The organism is Roseivirga ehrenbergii (assembly GCF_001593005.1).
Lineage (GTDB): Bacteria > Bacteroidota > Bacteroidia > Cytophagales > Cyclobacteriaceae > Roseivirga > Roseivirga ehrenbergii.
Genome location: NZ_LQZQ01000050.1, coordinates 84,898 through 101,611, shown reverse-complemented (window position 1 = coordinate 101,611; position 16,714 = coordinate 84,898). Strand labels below are relative to the sequence as shown.

Annotated in this window: 15 protein-coding genes; 9 read left to right on the top strand and 6 right to left on the bottom strand. The window is 38.4% G+C overall.

All coding sequences use genetic code 11. The features are described 5' to 3' along the window. Positions 1-24 precede the first annotated feature (24 nt). The gene (locus MB14_RS16645) at positions 25-375 is read left to right on the top strand and encodes a hypothetical protein (protein ID WP_062593625.1); all 351 of its coding nucleotides are present in this window, start codon (positions 25-27) and stop codon (positions 373-375) included. A 2-nt stretch (positions 376-377) separates the two neighbouring features. On the opposite strand, the gene MB14_RS16640 is transcribed toward MB14_RS16645, so the two are convergent. Both MB14_RS16640 and MB14_RS16635 read right to left on the bottom strand, forming a co-directional pair. After that, a complete protein-coding gene (locus MB14_RS16640; protein ID WP_062593623.1) occupies positions 378-1,697 on the bottom strand; it encodes an ABC1 kinase family protein in 1,320 nt (439 codons plus the stop codon). Positions 1,698-1,750: 53 nt separating this feature from the next. Next, complete coding sequence (locus MB14_RS16635) at positions 1,751-2,419, bottom strand: TetR/AcrR family transcriptional regulator (RefSeq protein WP_062593621.1); 669 nt, start codon at positions 2,417-2,419, stop codon at positions 1,751-1,753. A gap of 144 nt (positions 2,420-2,563) precedes the next feature. On the opposite strand from MB14_RS16635, the gene MB14_RS16630 reads away from it, so the two are divergent. The 6 genes from MB14_RS16630 to MB14_RS16600 all read left to right on the top strand — a co-directional run bounded on the left by MB14_RS16630 (position 2,564) and on the right by MB14_RS16600 (position 12,031). After that, positions 2,564-3,481 (top strand): ABC transporter ATP-binding protein, encoded by a 918-nt coding sequence (locus MB14_RS16630; protein WP_062593619.1) that lies wholly within the window; start codon positions 2,564-2,566, stop codon positions 3,479-3,481. Further along, complete coding sequence (locus MB14_RS16625; RefSeq protein ID WP_062593617.1) at positions 3,478-4,257, top strand: ABC transporter permease; 780 nt, start codon at positions 3,478-3,480, stop codon at positions 4,255-4,257. Before MB14_RS16630 ends, MB14_RS16625 begins: the two co-directional genes overlap by 4 nt. A gap of 183 nt (positions 4,258-4,440) precedes the next feature. Next, positions 4,441-5,136 carry a nitroreductase family protein gene (locus tag MB14_RS16620; protein WP_062593615.1) on the top strand — a complete coding sequence of 232 codons (696 nt, stop codon included), beginning with the start codon at positions 4,441-4,443 and terminating at the stop codon, positions 5,134-5,136. Then, the gene (locus MB14_RS16615; protein WP_165899480.1) at positions 5,129-6,472 is read left to right on the top strand and encodes a D-alanyl-D-alanine carboxypeptidase/D-alanyl-D-alanine-endopeptidase; all 1,344 of its coding nucleotides are present in this window, start codon (positions 5,129-5,131) and stop codon (positions 6,470-6,472) included. The genes MB14_RS16620 and MB14_RS16615 overlap by 8 nt, the downstream gene beginning before the upstream one ends. A gap of 792 nt (positions 6,473-7,264) precedes the next feature. Then, positions 7,265-10,555: a SusC/RagA family TonB-linked outer membrane protein gene (locus MB14_RS16605; RefSeq protein WP_084376126.1), complete on the top strand. Its 3,291-nt coding sequence runs from the start codon at positions 7,265-7,267 to the stop codon at positions 10,553-10,555. Positions 10,556-10,576: 21 nt separating this feature from the next. Continuing rightward, a complete protein-coding gene (locus MB14_RS16600) occupies positions 10,577-12,031 on the top strand; it encodes a SusD/RagB family nutrient-binding outer membrane lipoprotein (RefSeq protein ID WP_157716609.1) in 1,455 nt (484 codons plus the stop codon). 108 nt (positions 12,032-12,139) lie between these two features. Here the strand turns inward: MB14_RS16600 and MB14_RS16595 are convergent, their stop codons facing one another. Continuing rightward, positions 12,140-12,619 (bottom strand): low molecular weight protein-tyrosine-phosphatase, encoded by a 480-nt coding sequence (locus MB14_RS16595; RefSeq protein WP_062593850.1) that lies wholly within the window; start codon positions 12,617-12,619, stop codon positions 12,140-12,142. A 50-nt stretch (positions 12,620-12,669) separates the two neighbouring features. Here MB14_RS16595 and MB14_RS16590 point away from each other — a divergent pair, with 50 nt between their 5' ends. Beyond that, positions 12,670-13,443, top strand: a complete 774-nt coding sequence (locus MB14_RS16590; protein WP_062593605.1) for an enoyl-CoA hydratase-related protein — start codon at positions 12,670-12,672, stop codon at positions 13,441-13,443. Between the two features lie 54 nt (positions 13,444-13,497). Here the strand turns inward: MB14_RS16590 and MB14_RS16585 are convergent, their stop codons facing one another. The 3 genes from MB14_RS16585 to MB14_RS16575 are packed head-to-tail and all read right to left on the bottom strand — an operon-like array spanning position 13,498 to position 15,774. Then, positions 13,498-14,553: a DUF6588 family protein gene (locus MB14_RS16585; protein WP_062593602.1), complete on the bottom strand. Its 1,056-nt coding sequence runs from the start codon at positions 14,551-14,553 to the stop codon at positions 13,498-13,500. A 20-nt stretch (positions 14,554-14,573) separates the two neighbouring features. Further along, a complete protein-coding gene (locus MB14_RS16580) occupies positions 14,574-15,161 on the bottom strand; it encodes a hypothetical protein (RefSeq protein WP_062593601.1) in 588 nt (195 codons plus the stop codon). Between the two features lie 58 nt (positions 15,162-15,219). Beyond that, positions 15,220-15,774, bottom strand: coding sequence for a hypothetical protein (locus MB14_RS16575; protein WP_062593599.1), 555 nt, complete (start codon positions 15,772-15,774; stop codon positions 15,220-15,222). Positions 15,775-16,042: 268 nt separating this feature from the next. On the opposite strand from MB14_RS16575, the gene MB14_RS16570 reads away from it, so the two are divergent. Then, a complete protein-coding gene (locus tag MB14_RS16570; protein WP_062593597.1) occupies positions 16,043-16,672 on the top strand; it encodes a peroxiredoxin in 630 nt (209 codons plus the stop codon). Positions 16,673-16,714: the final 42 nt, after the last annotated feature.

Here is a 16,714-nt window from a genome sequence, read left to right as displayed (position 1 = left end):
TCAAATTGGTAGTAGTTGAAGTCAATGAAATACACTTTTACCTCACTACTTTTATTGGGAGTTCTGTTCACTGGATGCAACTCCCATGATGATCTAAGTCGTTCAGAAAACATTCTGAATGAAGACAGCATGATTCATAGAAACATGCATAAAGAAGCGTCTGAATTACTCAAGGACATGAGTTCAATTATCCAATCTGGCCTCTTCAAATTCGAGATTTATAACATAGAAGGAGTGTTGATTGAAGTATTAAACAACTCTTCAGATATTTCAAGTGGTTTTATCAAGAAGTTTGACCCATGCCATATGAGCATCAAACCGGTTAAAGTAGAAGGAAAATTCATAATCGAAACATCAACCACCTCAGAACTGTAATACTACACAGCCACTTTTATGGCCCATTCTGGCTTGGTGGTTTTTACCTTCGCTTTCAATTCATTCAGAATATTATAGAGACCAAAGTACGTCCGGTTAATATACAGTCCATCTCTTGCTCCCCTAGCCCTTTCACTCTCTCTAAACTTAGCAGATTGAGAAATCACTTCCCCCATCTCGTAGATCTTTCTAAAGTAACTATCATCACCAAAATCGAATTCATCTTGATGAAATGGCTGACCTAAAATCCCCATCATATCTTTGATAACAGCAGAAAAATAGGCTTTATCGTCTGCTTTGTCATCGGGGTAAATAAACTGTAGTTGAGTAAAAAGTTCTTCCAGCTCCTTATCTTCATGAAGAATATCCTTTCTGATTAGCTTGAAATATGGATCATAGAACTCATTTGGAATTACCTTAACACAGCCAAAATCGATTACTCCCAAAACGGCATCATCGCTAATAATGAAATTGCCAGGGTGTGGGTCGGCATGTACTTGCCTTAAAGTATGGATTTGGAAATCGTAAAAATCCCAAAGCGCCTGCCCTACTTTGTTTCTGTCGGCTTGCGATGGATTAGACTTTATAAACTCCTTGAGCACTTTACCATCCATCCAGTCCATGGTGATAACACGCTCGTCTGAAAGCTCGGGGTAATACTTCGGAAATCGAATATTTTCTATGTGAGCACAGGCTTCTGAAATTTCAACCGACCGCTGTACTTCCAGCAAATAATCGGTTTCTTCAATCAGTTTTGTTTCTACCTCTTCCATATAATGGTCGAGATCCTTTTCATTTAAATTCATTAACCGAACCGCAAACGGACGCACCAACTTGAGGTCGGAGCGCACACTGGACGCTACGCCAGGGTATTGAATTTTAACCGCGTATTCCTTTCCGTCTAAAGTAGCTTTGTGCACTTGCCCGATAGAGGCTGCGTTTACTGCATTTTTAGTGAAGGTCTCAAAAATTTGAGTGGGTGATTTTTTAAAGTATTGCTGAAAGGTTTTTACCACCAAGGGGTAAGATAGCGGTGGCGCGCTATACTGCGCCATAGAAAATTTATCTTGGTAGGCAGTTGGAAGCATGTTTTTATCCATGCTCATCATTTGCGCCACCTTTAGTGCACTGCCCTTTAACTCGCTCAAAGAATTATAAATATCCCGAGCATTGTCTTCGTGTAGTTGATCTTTTGAAAGAGACGGATTCATTACTTTTTTGGCGTAATGCTTCATGTAATTACCTCCCACTTTGGCACCCGTTGTTACAAACTTAGCCGCCCTCTGCACTTTCCCTGTAGGTATTTTTGATTGTTCTTTCATCTTATATATTACAACCTTCCTAAGGTTTAAAACCCTTGGAGGGTTAGTTTCATTTATCTATTCTGAAAAAGGAATTTCCCGAAGTCAATCATGGCATCCAATGGGCCTCTCCCCATTAAATCAAAGGATAAATTGACAGCTTTTTCAATGGCTTCATCCGTTTTCTCGAATGCTTTGGAGTCGTCTTTCATCCAGAAATTGAAAACAAATAAAAACTGAAGCCAAATTCCTTCATCGTACTTATCACTTATGTACGGCCTGTTTTGTACCTCTTCAGTTTCTTTGGCTTCGGCCAAAACTTCATTCACAAAATCTTTAAAATCCTTTCTGAATTCTTTTAAATGAGCGGGAGTAAATTCTGGCTTGATCGTTTTCTTAACGGTAAGCAGAATAAAGCTTCGATTGCTTTTCAGAACCTCAATAAAGGTAAAATAGAAGGCCAGAAGCTTTTCTCGTGCTGAATATTCAGCATAGACCTCTTCGGCTTGAATTGCAGTAATGGTTTCTCTAAGCCAATCGCGCCAAAGCTCCTTTTCTAGGGTATCAAAAGAGTTGAAGTTCTCGTAAAAAGCCTCTTCCTTAATCTTCAGTTCTTTCACAAACTTAAAGATAGAAGCAGGTCTGTTTCCGTGTTCAAGAATGTGCTCGATATAGGCTTTCTTGAGTTTTTCTGAATCGTTTACCTTCGCTTTAGAAGATTTAGTTGTAGTCTTCTTTTCCATGATTCGGTTAACCTCAGTTGTAAGCAAAAGGTTATTGTAGAAGGGTATTATTTTTTAAAAGACACAGCAATTTGATTTCAGATTTTTCAAGGGTTTGTTCTCAAAACCAAAAATCTACCGTCTTAAGCCCAAACGACACACAAAATGCCAAAGTCAATTATTCAAACCAACAATTTAACCTTCCATTTCGGCAGCTTTAAAGCATTGGATCAGGTGAACCTAAATGTGCCCGAAGGCAGCATTTATGGTTTCTTGGGGCCAAATGGAGCAGGTAAAACCACCACGATAAGAATTCTACTCGATCTTTTCCATTCAGAACCGGGACAAGTAAAATTGTTCGACCAAGAACTTCTTCCCAACAAGGTTGAACTCCTAGGCAAGGTAGGCGCACTGATTGAAAACCCTTCTATCTACAAACACCTTACCGGTCGACAAAACCTTGAAGTAGTAAGACGAATGATTGGTGCTTCAAAATCTAGAATTGATGAAGTACTTAAAATCGTTCGGCTGACGGATAACGCAAATAAAAAAGCCAAAAACTATTCTTTGGGCATGTGCCAAAGACTCGGGCTTGCTTCTGCCCTACTCAGCGACCCTGATCTGCTCATCTTAGACGAGCCCACAAACGGACTTGACCCGAGTGGTATTATCGAAATGCGCGAATTGATTATGCGCTTAAATAAAGAACACGGTAAAACGATTTTCCTTTCGAGTCATATTCTTACTGAAATCGAAAAAATGGCCACTGATGTAGCCATTATTGACCAAGGTAAAATCATGTATGAAGGCAAGCTCGATGGGCTTCATAACAACGACTCTAGTCAGTTTTTAGAAATAAAGCTCGACAAGGTTCAAAAGGCAACCGAAGTAATCAAAGAGCTGAATTACACAATTTCTGAGCATGACAGTAAAACGATAACGCTGCTGATTACTGACAAAACTGATATTTCAAGAATCAATAGAGCTTTGGTGCAAAACGATATTGAAGTCTATCAACTAAAATCTACTGAGGAAACCCTCGAAGCCATCTTCTTAAACCTTACCAAAAAATTAGACCAATGAATATAGCAATACAACTCAAAAGAGGGATTTCAGCGGAAATATTTAAGTACAAAAAGACCTTTACCCTCTGGCTGCTCATTTTAGCACCTGCCTTTGTGCCCGCTATTAACTTTATAATTTTCTGGCGAAAAGGCCCACAAATTATTAGTGAAGGGATGGACGCTTGGTCAACATTACTTGGGTATAGCATTGACCCTGCTAATTTTCTCTTCCCATTTTTTGTGATGATGGTTGCCCTATTGGTCAACAATATTGAGTACAGTTCGAATACTTGGAAAATGATTTATGCGCAACCACTCTCGCGTTTAGCACTCTACCTATCAAAAATGAAGGTGTTCATTAGTATGATCTTCATCAGCCTAATGCTTTTTGGCACCTTTACACTTCTTGTTGGGTTGTCGATGCGCATTGTACAGCCGGGTTTAGGCTTCGAAGAAAACTTCAGTTTTGGTTTTGAATATGCGCTCATGGTTAAAATTTTCTTGGCCACTTTAGGCATGGCTTCTATCCAATTCTTCATTAGTCAACAATCCAAAAACCTTATTTTACCGCTGGGTATTGGCATTGCTGGGCTCATCTCCTTTATGATTGTTGTCAGAGGCTGGGAATACGCTCCATACCATCCATATGGCTATTCTATTCTCGCCACTGGTGGGGTAAGGCAAGAGGGCTATCAAATATGGGCAGATATGGCTTCTGTATATAAAAGTTTAATAGTCGCTACTGTTGTATTCGTGACAGCAGGAGTTATTCAAATAAAGAAGCGAATCATGTAAAGCCAGAAAACAAAAAATCAGGTTAAAGAAACATTGACGACTTTCAATCGTCTTACAGACAACCCTCGGGTAGGGTTATTTTACATCCAAATCGTGCCCTGGCTGTTTATCAGTCGGGGTTTTTTTATTTTATTTTCCCACTTCTGAGTTCTTTCCTATCTTGTGGGTCATTTAATTAAAACAATGAGTGCACAACAAGACATTAAGGTTATAGAAGATCACGAATTTATCAAGTATTCACATGTTCATTATGAACATTCTGAAATGATTGAAAGAAGCCAGAAATTCTACGACTGGATGGAAACGCGCAGATCTGTACGTGATTTTTCTGACAAACCTGTTCCTAAGGAAGTAATCGAGAATGTAATCATGTCGGCTTCTACAGCCCCTTCAGGTGCGCATAAGCAACCATGGACTTTTTGTGTAGTGAGCAACCCTGAAATAAAAAAGCAGATTCGCGAAGCCGCAGAGAAAGAAGAATACGAAAGCTACACCAAACGCATGAGCGAAGAGTGGCTGGATGATTTAAAACCAATGGGTACAAACTGGGAAAAGCCTTTTTTGGAAACTGCTCCATATTTAATCATTGTTTTCAAACGCCCATTTGAGTTTGATCCTGAAGGAAAAAAGCATCAGAATTATTACGTGGCAGAATCGGTAGGCTTGGCTGCTGGCTTTTTAATTACCGCCATTCACGATGCTGGCTTAGTTACTTTAACGCACACCCCCAGCCCAATGAACTTTTTGGCAAAAATTTTAAACCGACCAGAAAACGAAAGAGCATTTTTGCTTTTACCAGTCGGTTATGAAGCCGAAGAAGTATACGTACCCAATAACAGAAGAAAGTCGCTAGATGAAGTGGCCGTCTTTTATGAGTAAAAGACTACTCATATTATTGATATGCTCTATAATTAGCATTCAAGGCTTACATGCTCAGAGATATTCTAAGAAGAGAATTCTTAAAGACTTAAAAGATTTACCCGGTTTTGAGCAAGCCTTTGTTGGGTTTAAATTGGTTGATTCAAAAAATGGAAAAACCATTGCGAGTCAGTTCGAGGATAAGTACATGACTCCCGCTTCGAATACCAAGCTTTTCACCTTATATGCGGGCATACATTTTCTTGGAAATAATATTCCAGCCCTACAGTATATCATTAAAGATGACTCATTGATTTTCTGGGGAACAGGCAACCCGCTCTTCCTTCACCCTGAATACAATGACACAACAGCGCTTCACTTTCTAAAATCAAGAACAGAAAAGCTCTATTATTGGCCACGTCCAATGGAAGATGACAGGTTTGGCCCAGGCTGGGGTTGGGATGATTTTAACGGTTATTACTCAGCCGAAAAATCTGTTTTTCCGATTTATGGGAATAGTGTAACAGCATACCTTAATAAGGAGAAGAAAACCATTGACGTATCACCATCTTATTTCAAGCCCAATTTTAAACTTAAGATAGACCCTCTTTTTCGTCTGAGAAGTTACACCCAAAGAAAAGAGTTTGAAAACCAATACGAATATGCCTTCCCTAGCAATCACGACTTTGATATCGTAGACTATTCAGCAGTCGATACTTTAACTAGGCCATTTCATTATTCAACCAATTTATTTACCGCACTACTTTCAGACACTCTCAATAAGGAAATCACTCTAGTTGGAAAACCAGAAAACTTTGAATTAGCTCAAACCTTATATACCTCTATTTCCGACACACTATATAAGTACATGCTTCAGGAAAGCGACAACCTATTTGCGGAGCAGATATTATTAATGGCCAGCGGACTGGAAAAAGACACACTAAGCACCGAGGCTATCATTGAAAAAACGAAGACATCTTTATTTAAAAACCAACAAGATGAATTGGTTTGGGAAGATGGGTCTGGGTTGTCGCGATATAATATGTTCACCCCAAGAACCATTACCGACTTGCTTTCAAAACTTCATAAAGAACTTGGCGAGAAAAGACTGTTTGAGCTACTTCCAGCAGGAGGTATTTCTGGAACCCTGAAAGACTGGTATGCAGGAGAAAATGAACCCTATGTTTATGCCAAATCTGGCTCGTTGCGGAACAACTATGCATTAAGCGGTTACCTTAAAACTAGAAAGGATAGAATATTAATATTTAGCTTTATTGTTAACCATTACGAACATTCAAACAACAAGGTAAAAGAAAGTATAGAGGTATTATTGCGTAAAATAATCACTTCCTATTAAAAAGGACTTTTAATAAGCACTAAACTGGTGGCGTATTAAGTGATTGAAGTTTTACTATGCTTACTATTAACTAGCACTAAAACGCAACACAGAGGCAATTATGTGTTTTTCAGCCATATAACAACATATATCACTGCTCATCAAAAACCAAAGCGGCAAATACTCTTTTATCGCCACAAGCGATGTAGTTTAAATTATTATTATTATTTTGGTATCCTTAAACGGATTCTGCGTCCTAGATGCAGTTTTTGAGAAACTACTTAACTACTAGACTAATGAACTACAGGCGGGAAATAAATTCCAATCCTCTACTTATTTTTTCGTGCGTAAACACAAAGCGAATAACCATTTAACAATGGGAAAACGACTTGTAAATCTCACTAAAGTAGAAATAGGTACTGCGGCTATATTCTTTCACAAGAAACAAACCGAGACTAGTTTAACTAACTCTATTTTAAAGAGTAATTTAAAAGCTATCAGCTGGACAACTCAAAAAGAGACAATTCAAAATCACTCGCCATTTCACAATTCTGATTCTAGCTCAAACAAGTCAAACACCTTTTTTAGGACTACGAATACAAAGACCTTTTTTAGCGCTCATAAAATCAATAAAGAAATAATACATAAAGATTCTAGAGCTGCTAGATGTATAACTAAAGCAAATAATTACATAACTAACTTAACAATTAAAATGCCTATGACAGAACCTATTACTACAACTCCCATGACGCGCTATTGCAGTAGAGCGCCATGGTCTTACAAACTATGTTTAACTAAAACACAACTTTATCTATGAAAAAGAAATGTATAAACGCCCTCTATCGAGGTGCTAAGTACTCTCTATTTGGCATTGTGATACAGACATTCGTAATGTCTTCGATGTTTGCAAATGGAGTTTTAAACGAAGACGTTAATGGTAAAACCATTGAGTCTGTAAATGTACAGGACAGAACTATTACTGGTAAAGTAACTAGTGCTGAGGATGGGCTTCCATTGATAAGCTTATCTGTTTACATCAAAGGTACAACCAGTGGTGTTGTTACTGAAAGTGATGGATCTTATAGCATTACTGTTCCACAGTCTGCTACTACTCTTGTTTTTAGATACTTAGGTTTTATTACCCAAGAAGTTCAAATCAACGGTAGAAATAACATCAATGTAGTTATGCAGCCTGAGGTAGTGGATTTCGGTGAAGTTATCGTAACTGCATTGAACATTCCTAGAGATGCAAAAACACTACCTTATACAGCACAACAGGTGAATGCTAAGGATTTGAACATGGCTCAGCAGCAAAACGTAACAAACGCACTTGCTGGTAAAGTAGCTGGGGTTCAAATCAGAACTGAATCTGGTGCTAGACTTGGTTCTAACGCTTCTGTTAGAATTAGAGGTAACATCAGTTTAACATCTGATGGTGGTGCTCTTTGGGTTGTCGATGGTACGCCAGGTATTAACCCAAGTAGTATTAACATGGATGACGTTGAGAGTGTTAACATTTTGAAAGGACCAAACGCAACTGCCCTTTATGGACAAAGAGCTGCTGATGGTGTTGTAATGATTACAACAAAGCGTGCTGCCAAAGGCGACATGGCTATTGATTTCACTACAGGTATCACTTTCGAAGAAGTAGGACGTCAGCCTAAATACCAAAACGTATATGGTGGCGGTGGTTCTGCTAACTGGATCACTTACAACTGGAACCCTAATCACCCTGCAGAATGGCAAGTATTTGATGGTAAAAAATACCATGACTATACTGATGATGCTAGCTGGGGCCCCAAAATGGATGGTTCTGAGTACATTCCTTGGTATGCTTGGTATCCTGGTTCTAAGTATTCTTTCAAGACTACTACTTTTGATCCACAACCAAACAATATTAGAGATTACTGGGAAACTGGTAAAACTTTAAGAAACAACATCAGTTTCTCAAAAGGTGGAGAAGGCTACTCTGTTAGAGTTTCTTACACTAATGAGCAACAAACTGGTTTGATCCCTAACTCTGAGTTAAAGAAAAACTACATCTCAGCTAAATTAGATTTCGATCTTTCTGAGCGTTTTTCTATTAAAACTAACGTAAACTACCAAGATCAGGTAGTTCAAGGTGATTTCAACGATGGTTATTCAAACAATGCAACTGGTAACTTCAACTCATGGTTCCACAGAGATTTGGATATGGACATCTTGAGAGAGTTATCTCAGTTCAAAACTCCTACTGGCAATATTGCTTCTTGGAACCACAGTAACGTATCGGCTACCACAAACTTCTCTACTGCAAACTTCAACAGAGGTAACTACTGGTATAACCCATACACTTACTTTGAATTATTGGATAACACATCGAATACTAACAGAGTATTCGGAGATATCTCTTTAACTTATAAGTTAAACGATAAATTCTCAATCACTGGTACTGCTAGAAGATATGAAGTATTTGGACGTGGAGAAACTAGACTTCCTGCTTTATTAGCTAATTCTGCTTCTCAAGCTGGTTACTTCAACTCTTACTCTACTAACCAATCTCGCTATACTGAAGATAACTTCGAATTCTTAGCTACTTACTCTGAAACTTTCGGTGACCTATCTGTTGACTTCAACCTTGGAGGAAACCTTAGAAACAACTTAAGTACTAGTATCAATGGTGCTACTTCTGGAGGTATGGTGGTACCTGATCTTTGGTCATTAGCCAACACTGTGAACCCTAGAGTAACAGGACATGGTTATTCTTTGCAAAAAACTAGAAGTGCGTTTGCAAGAACTACTTTAGGTTACAAAGAATTCTTATTCTTAGAAGCTACACTTAGAAATGACTTAAGCTCTAGCTTACCAAAAGGTAACAATGGTTATATCTACCCTTCAGTAGGTGGATCTTTTGTATTCTCTGAATTCACAGAAGACTTACTTCCTGCTTTAAGTTATGGTAAAATCAGAGCTGGTTATGCAGAGTCTGGTAGTGATCTTGGTGCTTATACAACAGAAGCATACTACGGAATCGGTGCTAACCAATTCAGCGGTAACCTATTAATGTCAGTTCCAAGCCGTCTTGTAGATCCAAACCTTTCTCCAGTAACTAATTCTTCTGTTGAATTTGGTACAGACCTTAAATTCTTTGAAAGAAGAGCTGGAATTAGCTTTACTTACTACAATGAGAAACACAGAGATGATATCCTTTCTGCGCAAATCGCTACAGGTTCAGGTTATAGCTCTATTCTTCAAAATGCTGGTTCAACAAAAAGATCTGGTATTGAGTTAGTACTTTCTGGAACCCCAGTTCGTTCTGGTGACTTCCAGTGGGACTTAACTGTTAACTGGGCTAAGAACAAGTCTGAAATCGTAAGCATTGCTGATAACTTAGAAAGTTTAATCTATAGCTCTGGCTCATTCGGATTTGCAAGAACTGTACACCAAGAAGGTAAAGAGTGGGGGCAGTTAAGAGGAACAGCTATTGCAAGAAATGCAGAAGGTCTTCCTATTCTAGATGCTAACGGTCTTTTCACTCCTGAGCAAAACGTATACTTCGGTTCTGTATTACCAGATTTCAACGGTGGTGTAATTTCTACTTTAACTTGGAAAGACTTGACATTAAACATGTCATTTGACTACCAAAAAGGTGGTAAGTTCTTCTCTCTATCAGAGCACTGGGGTAACTACTCAGGTCTTTTAGATGAGACTGCTGCTATCAACGAAAATGGTAAAAACGTAAGAGATGCTGTTGCTGATGGCGGTGGTATCCGTATGGTAGGTGTTGACGTTAATGGTAACCCAGTAGACAGATATGTTTCTGCTTTCAACTATTTCCACCAATTCTATGGTAAAAATAGAATGGCTGAAACAATGATTTATGACGCTACTTACCTTAAAATGCGTGAGCTTTCTGTGAACTACAGAGTTCCAGTAACCAAAGTATTTGGTAACTCTCCATTCAATAGCATCAACGTGTCTTTCATTGCTAGAAACCCATGGTTAATTGCAACTGCGAAAGGTCAAGACAACTGGGATCCTTCTGATCAGTCTGCCTCTTACGGTGAAAACGGACAGCTTCCTAGTACTAGAAGCTACGGTTTGAGCGTTAAATTTGGATTTTAAAAACTTATTAAAATGAGAAAAATGAAACCAATTATAAAAACGAAAAGCATATTAGCATCACTTTTGGTGTCTGTGCTATTCTTAGCGAGCTCATGTGAAGAGTATGATTTTGGAGATACTAACGTAAACCCAGCGCAAACTGGTACTCCGTTACCAAATGCATTGCTTACAAGTGCTCTGTGGTCAGTTTCTGGGTACGAAACCCAAACTACACCATCTCTTTATGTACAGTATTTATCTGAAACACAATATCCTGAAACCTCATTATATGCAGTAGGACCTGTGAGCTGGGGTGAGTATACTGGTGTATTACAGAACTTAAATACGATCATTAACTATAATACTGATGCTGAAACTAAGACAAGAGCTGCGGATTTCGGTTCAAACGCGAACCAAATTGCTGTTGCTAGAATCTTGAAAGCACATGTATTCTCTAAGGTGACCGATAAGTGGGGAGATGTACCTTACACTGAAGCTTTGAATGGAAACACTTTCCCTTCTTACGACACTCAAGAAAGTATCTATAAGGATATCTTAAAAGAGTTAACTGAAGCTGAAAACGGTTTTGACAATGGTGCAATGCCTTCTGGTGACATCTTGTTAAATGGAGACAAAGCTAAATGGAAGAAATTAGCAAATTCATTAAGAATGATCTATTCCCTTCGTTTATCAAAGCGTTACCCTGGAGCTGGTGATTATGCTGCCACTCAGTTTAACGCTGCATTAAATGATGCCGATGGATATGTTGCTTCAAATGCTGATAACATTCTTTACCCGCATTTAGACAACAACAACTTTGCAAACAGATGGTACTCTCTATTCTTAACAAGAGCTGATTATACCATTAGTGACGTAATGATTGATGAGCTTGTTGCTAAAAACGATCCAAGATTAGAGGTGTATGCAAACAAAAACTCGAATGGTGCTTATGTAGGTTTACCTTATGGGTATACAAGAGATCAGTTGATTACGTGGACTGCAAACAATCAGTATTCTTTGATGGGTGATGCAATCACAGGTCAAACTTCTGATAGTTACTTCATCACATCTTCTTACATAGCGCTTACTCGTGCTGAAGCTGCTCAATTAGGATGGACTTCTGAAGTTGCTGCCACTTTATACGCTAAAGGTATCGAAGACTCTTGGAGACAAAGAGGTGTATATGATGCAGCTGATTTTGCTGCTTATATAGCTGATCCACAAAATGCATACGCAGGTAACATGCTTGAGAAAATCGGTGATCAAAAGTGGATTTCACTATTCCCTGATGGGTTCGAAATGTGGTCTGATTGGAGAAGAACTGGATACCCTGTATTAACTCCAACTCCGAACAACTTGAATGATAACGGTAACATTCCATTGAGATATGGTTACCCTTCAAACGAGTCTGATTTGAACAGTGAGAATTACGATGCTGCTGTTGCTAGATTAGCCAACGGTGACACAGACTTCTCTCCAGTTTGGTGGGACAATTAATTCACATTGAATTAGGTTGAAATATACTATGTCATTTTAGTTAGTTAGTAGTTAGTATATTTTGCTTAGAAGGCCGGTTCCAGTTGGAACCGGCTTTTTTTGTATAAATCAAAATCTATTTTCCTCTATAAGAAATGTGAGTAAACCATCTGCTGATTCATCAATAATATCAAACACTTCTTGAAAGCCATTTTCACCTCCATAATAAGGGTCTGGCACGTCTTTGTTCAACCCAGAATTATCAAAATTCCGCATCAGCCAAACCTTCTTGATACAATCTACAGGCCGTAAATACTCTATATCCCTCCTATTGCTTGCGTCCATTGCAACGATATAATCGTAATCATTAAAATCCTGAACGGCAAACTGTCTACCTTGATGATTCAGCCGAACTCCATTAACTAATGCATTTTTAATCGTCCGCCTGTCGGGTTGTTCGCCAATGTGGTAATTGGAAGTACCACAAGAATCAATGACAAAACGGTCGGCCAGTCCCTTCTCTTCTACTTTCTTCTTAAATACACCTTCTGCCAAAGGAGACCGACATATATTTCCCAAGCAAACAAATAGCACCTTCACCTTAGACATTCCCATTTCTTTCTATTTTTGTTTAGTGTTCTAAAAAACAAACCTAACCTATGGAATTTATCAAAGTAAATAAAACATACGCCAAACACATTGCCCTAATTCAGTTGAACAGACCTAAAGAGCTGAATGCATTGAATCTGCAACTTATGGGTGAAATTAGGGATAGCCTAAAAGAATTAGATCAAGACGATGAAGTTCGAGTAATCATTATTACGGGGGATGAAAGAGCCTTCGCAGCAGGTGCCGACATCAAGCAAATGGCTGGCAAGTCTACCATTGATATGTGGAAAGTAGATCAGTTTAGTACATGGGATCAAATCAATAAAACTCGTAAACCTATTATTGCAGCAGTATCTGGTTTTGCATTAGGCGGTGGTTGCGAATTGGCTATGACCTGCGATATGATAGTAGCTTCGGAAACCGCTCAATTTGGCCAGCCTGAAATTAAAATTGGGGTAATGCCAGGTGCAGGAGGCACACAAAGACTGACAAAAGCATTAGGTAAGGCAAAAGCTATGGAATTGGTATTAACAGGAAAGTTTATCTCAGCCGAAGAAGCCCTTGGTTATGGACTGATAAATAAAGTTGTACCTGTTGAAGTATATTTAAAAGAAGCCGTTAGCCTTGCTAGTGAAATTGCCTCTATGTCTCCTATTGCTGTTCAAATGGCCAAAGAAGCCGTGAAAAGATCATTTGAAGTGCCATTAGAAGAAGGGCTCCATTTTGAAAGAAAGAACTTCTACATGTTGTTCTCTTCCGAAGACCAAAAAGAAGGGATGAATGCTTTCGTTGAGAAAAGAAAGCCTGACTTCAAAGGCAGATAACAAAACAAGAGAGGGGCAATTGCCCCTCTCTTGTTTTGTACTGTTTAGTTCTTTTTAGATACCTGGTACGATTGGAATATTTGTATTGCTTGTGCCTTCTCTAAAGCTAAAACCAATACCCACAGTAGCTGTCTTATACTCTTGGAAAGAATACTCACCAAAGATATTCAAGAACAACAACCTAACTCTTAATCCTACATTAGCTTTTAATCCACCATTCTCATAAGCCAAATCAATTGGATCAGTATAGCTGCTATTTTCAGTGGTATACACCCCTTTCAAACCAAAAGTAGTCTTAGATTTTGCATAACCTAAACCACCATAAACTGTTAACAGTGCTATCTTTTTAGAAATTAAAGCCTGAACTACAGTTCCTTTAGTTTCAAATTCTGCAAACTGATTTAGATCTGAATCAACAGCAATTGAAGTTTTTAAATTGGTGTAACCTACAAACATTGAAAGATCAAACGGCAACTTTTTAACTACCGGTAGATATTGTTTAATATCATGCATTACCCCAATCCCAAATAGTTTTACAGAGCCTTCATCCTCATCTCCTAACGAAATATCTGGTGTATATCTAATTTTAAGATCTGTCCCCTTTATCAAACCAACTCCTAATTGAATCATTGGAGATGGAACTGCATTTGTTGGGAGTTCCTCTTCTAACCCCAAACCTGTTGGTGCAGAAATACGAATCGTTTCATCACCATTATTATCTAAAAACCTTAACTCAGGAAGATCATCTGCTCCCAAATTTGGTCCAAACAATGTAGGAAGTTGGGCTGATGTACCATTAGATAACTGTACGTTCGTGTAATCTGAATTTCTAAAAGTAAAGAACTCGGCACTAGAAGGTACAATCGCAGCATTCACAGAAATATTCAAGTCGAAGCCTAAAGTTTTATGTGGTCTGGCAGTATTATACCAACCTGCATTTACACCATAGCCAATACCTTGGAAAGCAGGAGCCATATAGGCCTCTAATAGCTTATTAGCATCGGTCAAACCTGCTTCTAGAAAAGAGTCGAAATCCAATTGTGCTTTAGACACATTCGCCATAGACACCATTAGTCCAGCGATCAATAATATTCTTGTATAAATTTTCATGTCAAAATGCTTTTAAAAAATTAATCTAACTGAACTCTGGCTGTTACGTCAAACTTGAATAAGAAATCAAATGTGTCGCTAGTCGTTTGAAACGTTACATTTCTTCCTACCAGGACTAACTCTATTTTGAAAGATGTACCATTCAACAATGCGCTTTCGATGACTGATACAGCAGCAGGATTTACATCGCCAGGAGCGGCTTTATCGAAAAGAAGCACATCGTCAGTTTGAAGATGAGCGTCAACAATTGTAGTCTCTAAAAGTTCGGTTGAACTACCTCCACTGATGATATTCAAAGTAACATCCAAATCAGCTTCATTTCCAGCATTAAAGCCTTCAACTTTATACCAAATCTTATTGATGGTAAAACGCTGAAGTTCATCCATGTACTCATCAAACTCATCAGAAGTAATATTGATCTCTCCTGTTTCCACAGTAACTGGTGGGGTTTCATTGATCAATTGACCAACTGCCACCGCAGGAACATCTAGAGTAACTGTAACAGGGTCAGTTTCCACAACTTGGGAGATATCTGATTGAATACCAGCTTCTCCACAGGCACTAATAATAGTAGCCATTAGCAAAATTAACAGTACGTTTTTTTTCATTGTTAAGGTTTTAAAAAGGATGCTAAATAAATATAAGGTTGAACAGTTAAAAATTTACTCAATCAGTGTTCTGCGAAATAGAAGCGGTAATATCCCAAACTACCTCAACAGTAAAATCACTTTCAATGTCTTTATCAAAGCCTGCCGTAACGATTAAATTAAAAGGCTCTTGGTTGTCGATAATAGCTTCTAAACTGGCCACTTGGGCTGCCGTAAGTTGTGACGATGCATTTCCACTTTCAAAAGCAGTAAAAAGTCCATTCGCTAAAGTAATACCCGCAACCGATAACACCTCTGTGGTGGTACCATTTAATTCTGTAGAAAGACTTAAACTCATAAGAACATCATTACCCACAGTGCCAGAGTAACCTGAAATTTCATAAGTCAGCTGGTTAAGCGTAATATTCTTAATCAGTTCTGAATCTTCTGTAAATAATGCCGATGGATCCACCAATCGCTCAGCGGTATAACTGTTATTGGCACTACTATTTGCTTCGTCACTGTTGATAGTGAATTCATAGTTACCCACAGAAGGCACAGTAATTAAAATCCCACCTTCATCGCAAGCGGAAAGCGTAATTAGAAATATAAGCAATAGGTAGATCTTCTTCATTGGGTTTGTATTAACAGGTTACGTAAAGTTAACAATAAATTCGAAGCCTGTATTTTACATTTATATGGCTTAAAACTAATTCTGATTTATCCTAAAAGAAAAACTTCAAGCATTTGATATCGGTTTTATTGACAGTTATCTTTGCAGCCGAAAACACGTGAACGACAATTTCATCAATAAACAAAAGGTGGGATTTGACTAATTTGAGTGGTCTCTTAACGTAAAGATTAGTAAAAGAAATTAATTATTCAATTCAAATAAAAAACAAATGTCATTAGTTGGAAAAAAAGCACCAATATTTAGCGCACCAGCGGTAATTAACGGAGAAGAAATAGTAGAGGGATTTTCTCTTGAGCAGTACATCGGTAAAAAAGATGTAGTATTTTTCTTCTACCCAAAAGACTTCACTTTTGTGTGCCCTACTGAAATTTTGGCTTTTCAAGAGAAGTTAGGCGAGTTCGAGAAAAGAGGCGTTGCGGTAGTTGCTGCTTCTTGCGACACTGAAGAAAGCCATTTGGCTTGGTTAATGACTCCGAAAAATCAAGGTGGTATTGAAGGCGTTACTTATCCGGTAGTAGCCGATACTGCTAAAACGATCGCTCATAATTATGGGGTTTTAGCAGGAGATTGGAACTACAACGAAGAAGGCGAACTTACTTTTGAAGGAGCTCCAATTGCTTACAGAGGTACATTCTTAATCGACAAAGAAGGAACTGTAAGACAAGAAACCATCAACGATTTGCCATTAGGTAGAAATATCGATGAAATGATCCGTTTGGTTGACGCCCTTCACCATGTTGAAAAATACGGTGAGGTTTGCCCTGCGAACTGGGAAGAAGGAAAAGAAGCTATGAAAGCCACTAAAGATGGCGTTGCTGATTACCTTTCTAAAAACTAAGCTGAATTAAATATTAAGCATAAAAGCCCTCCTTAATGGAGG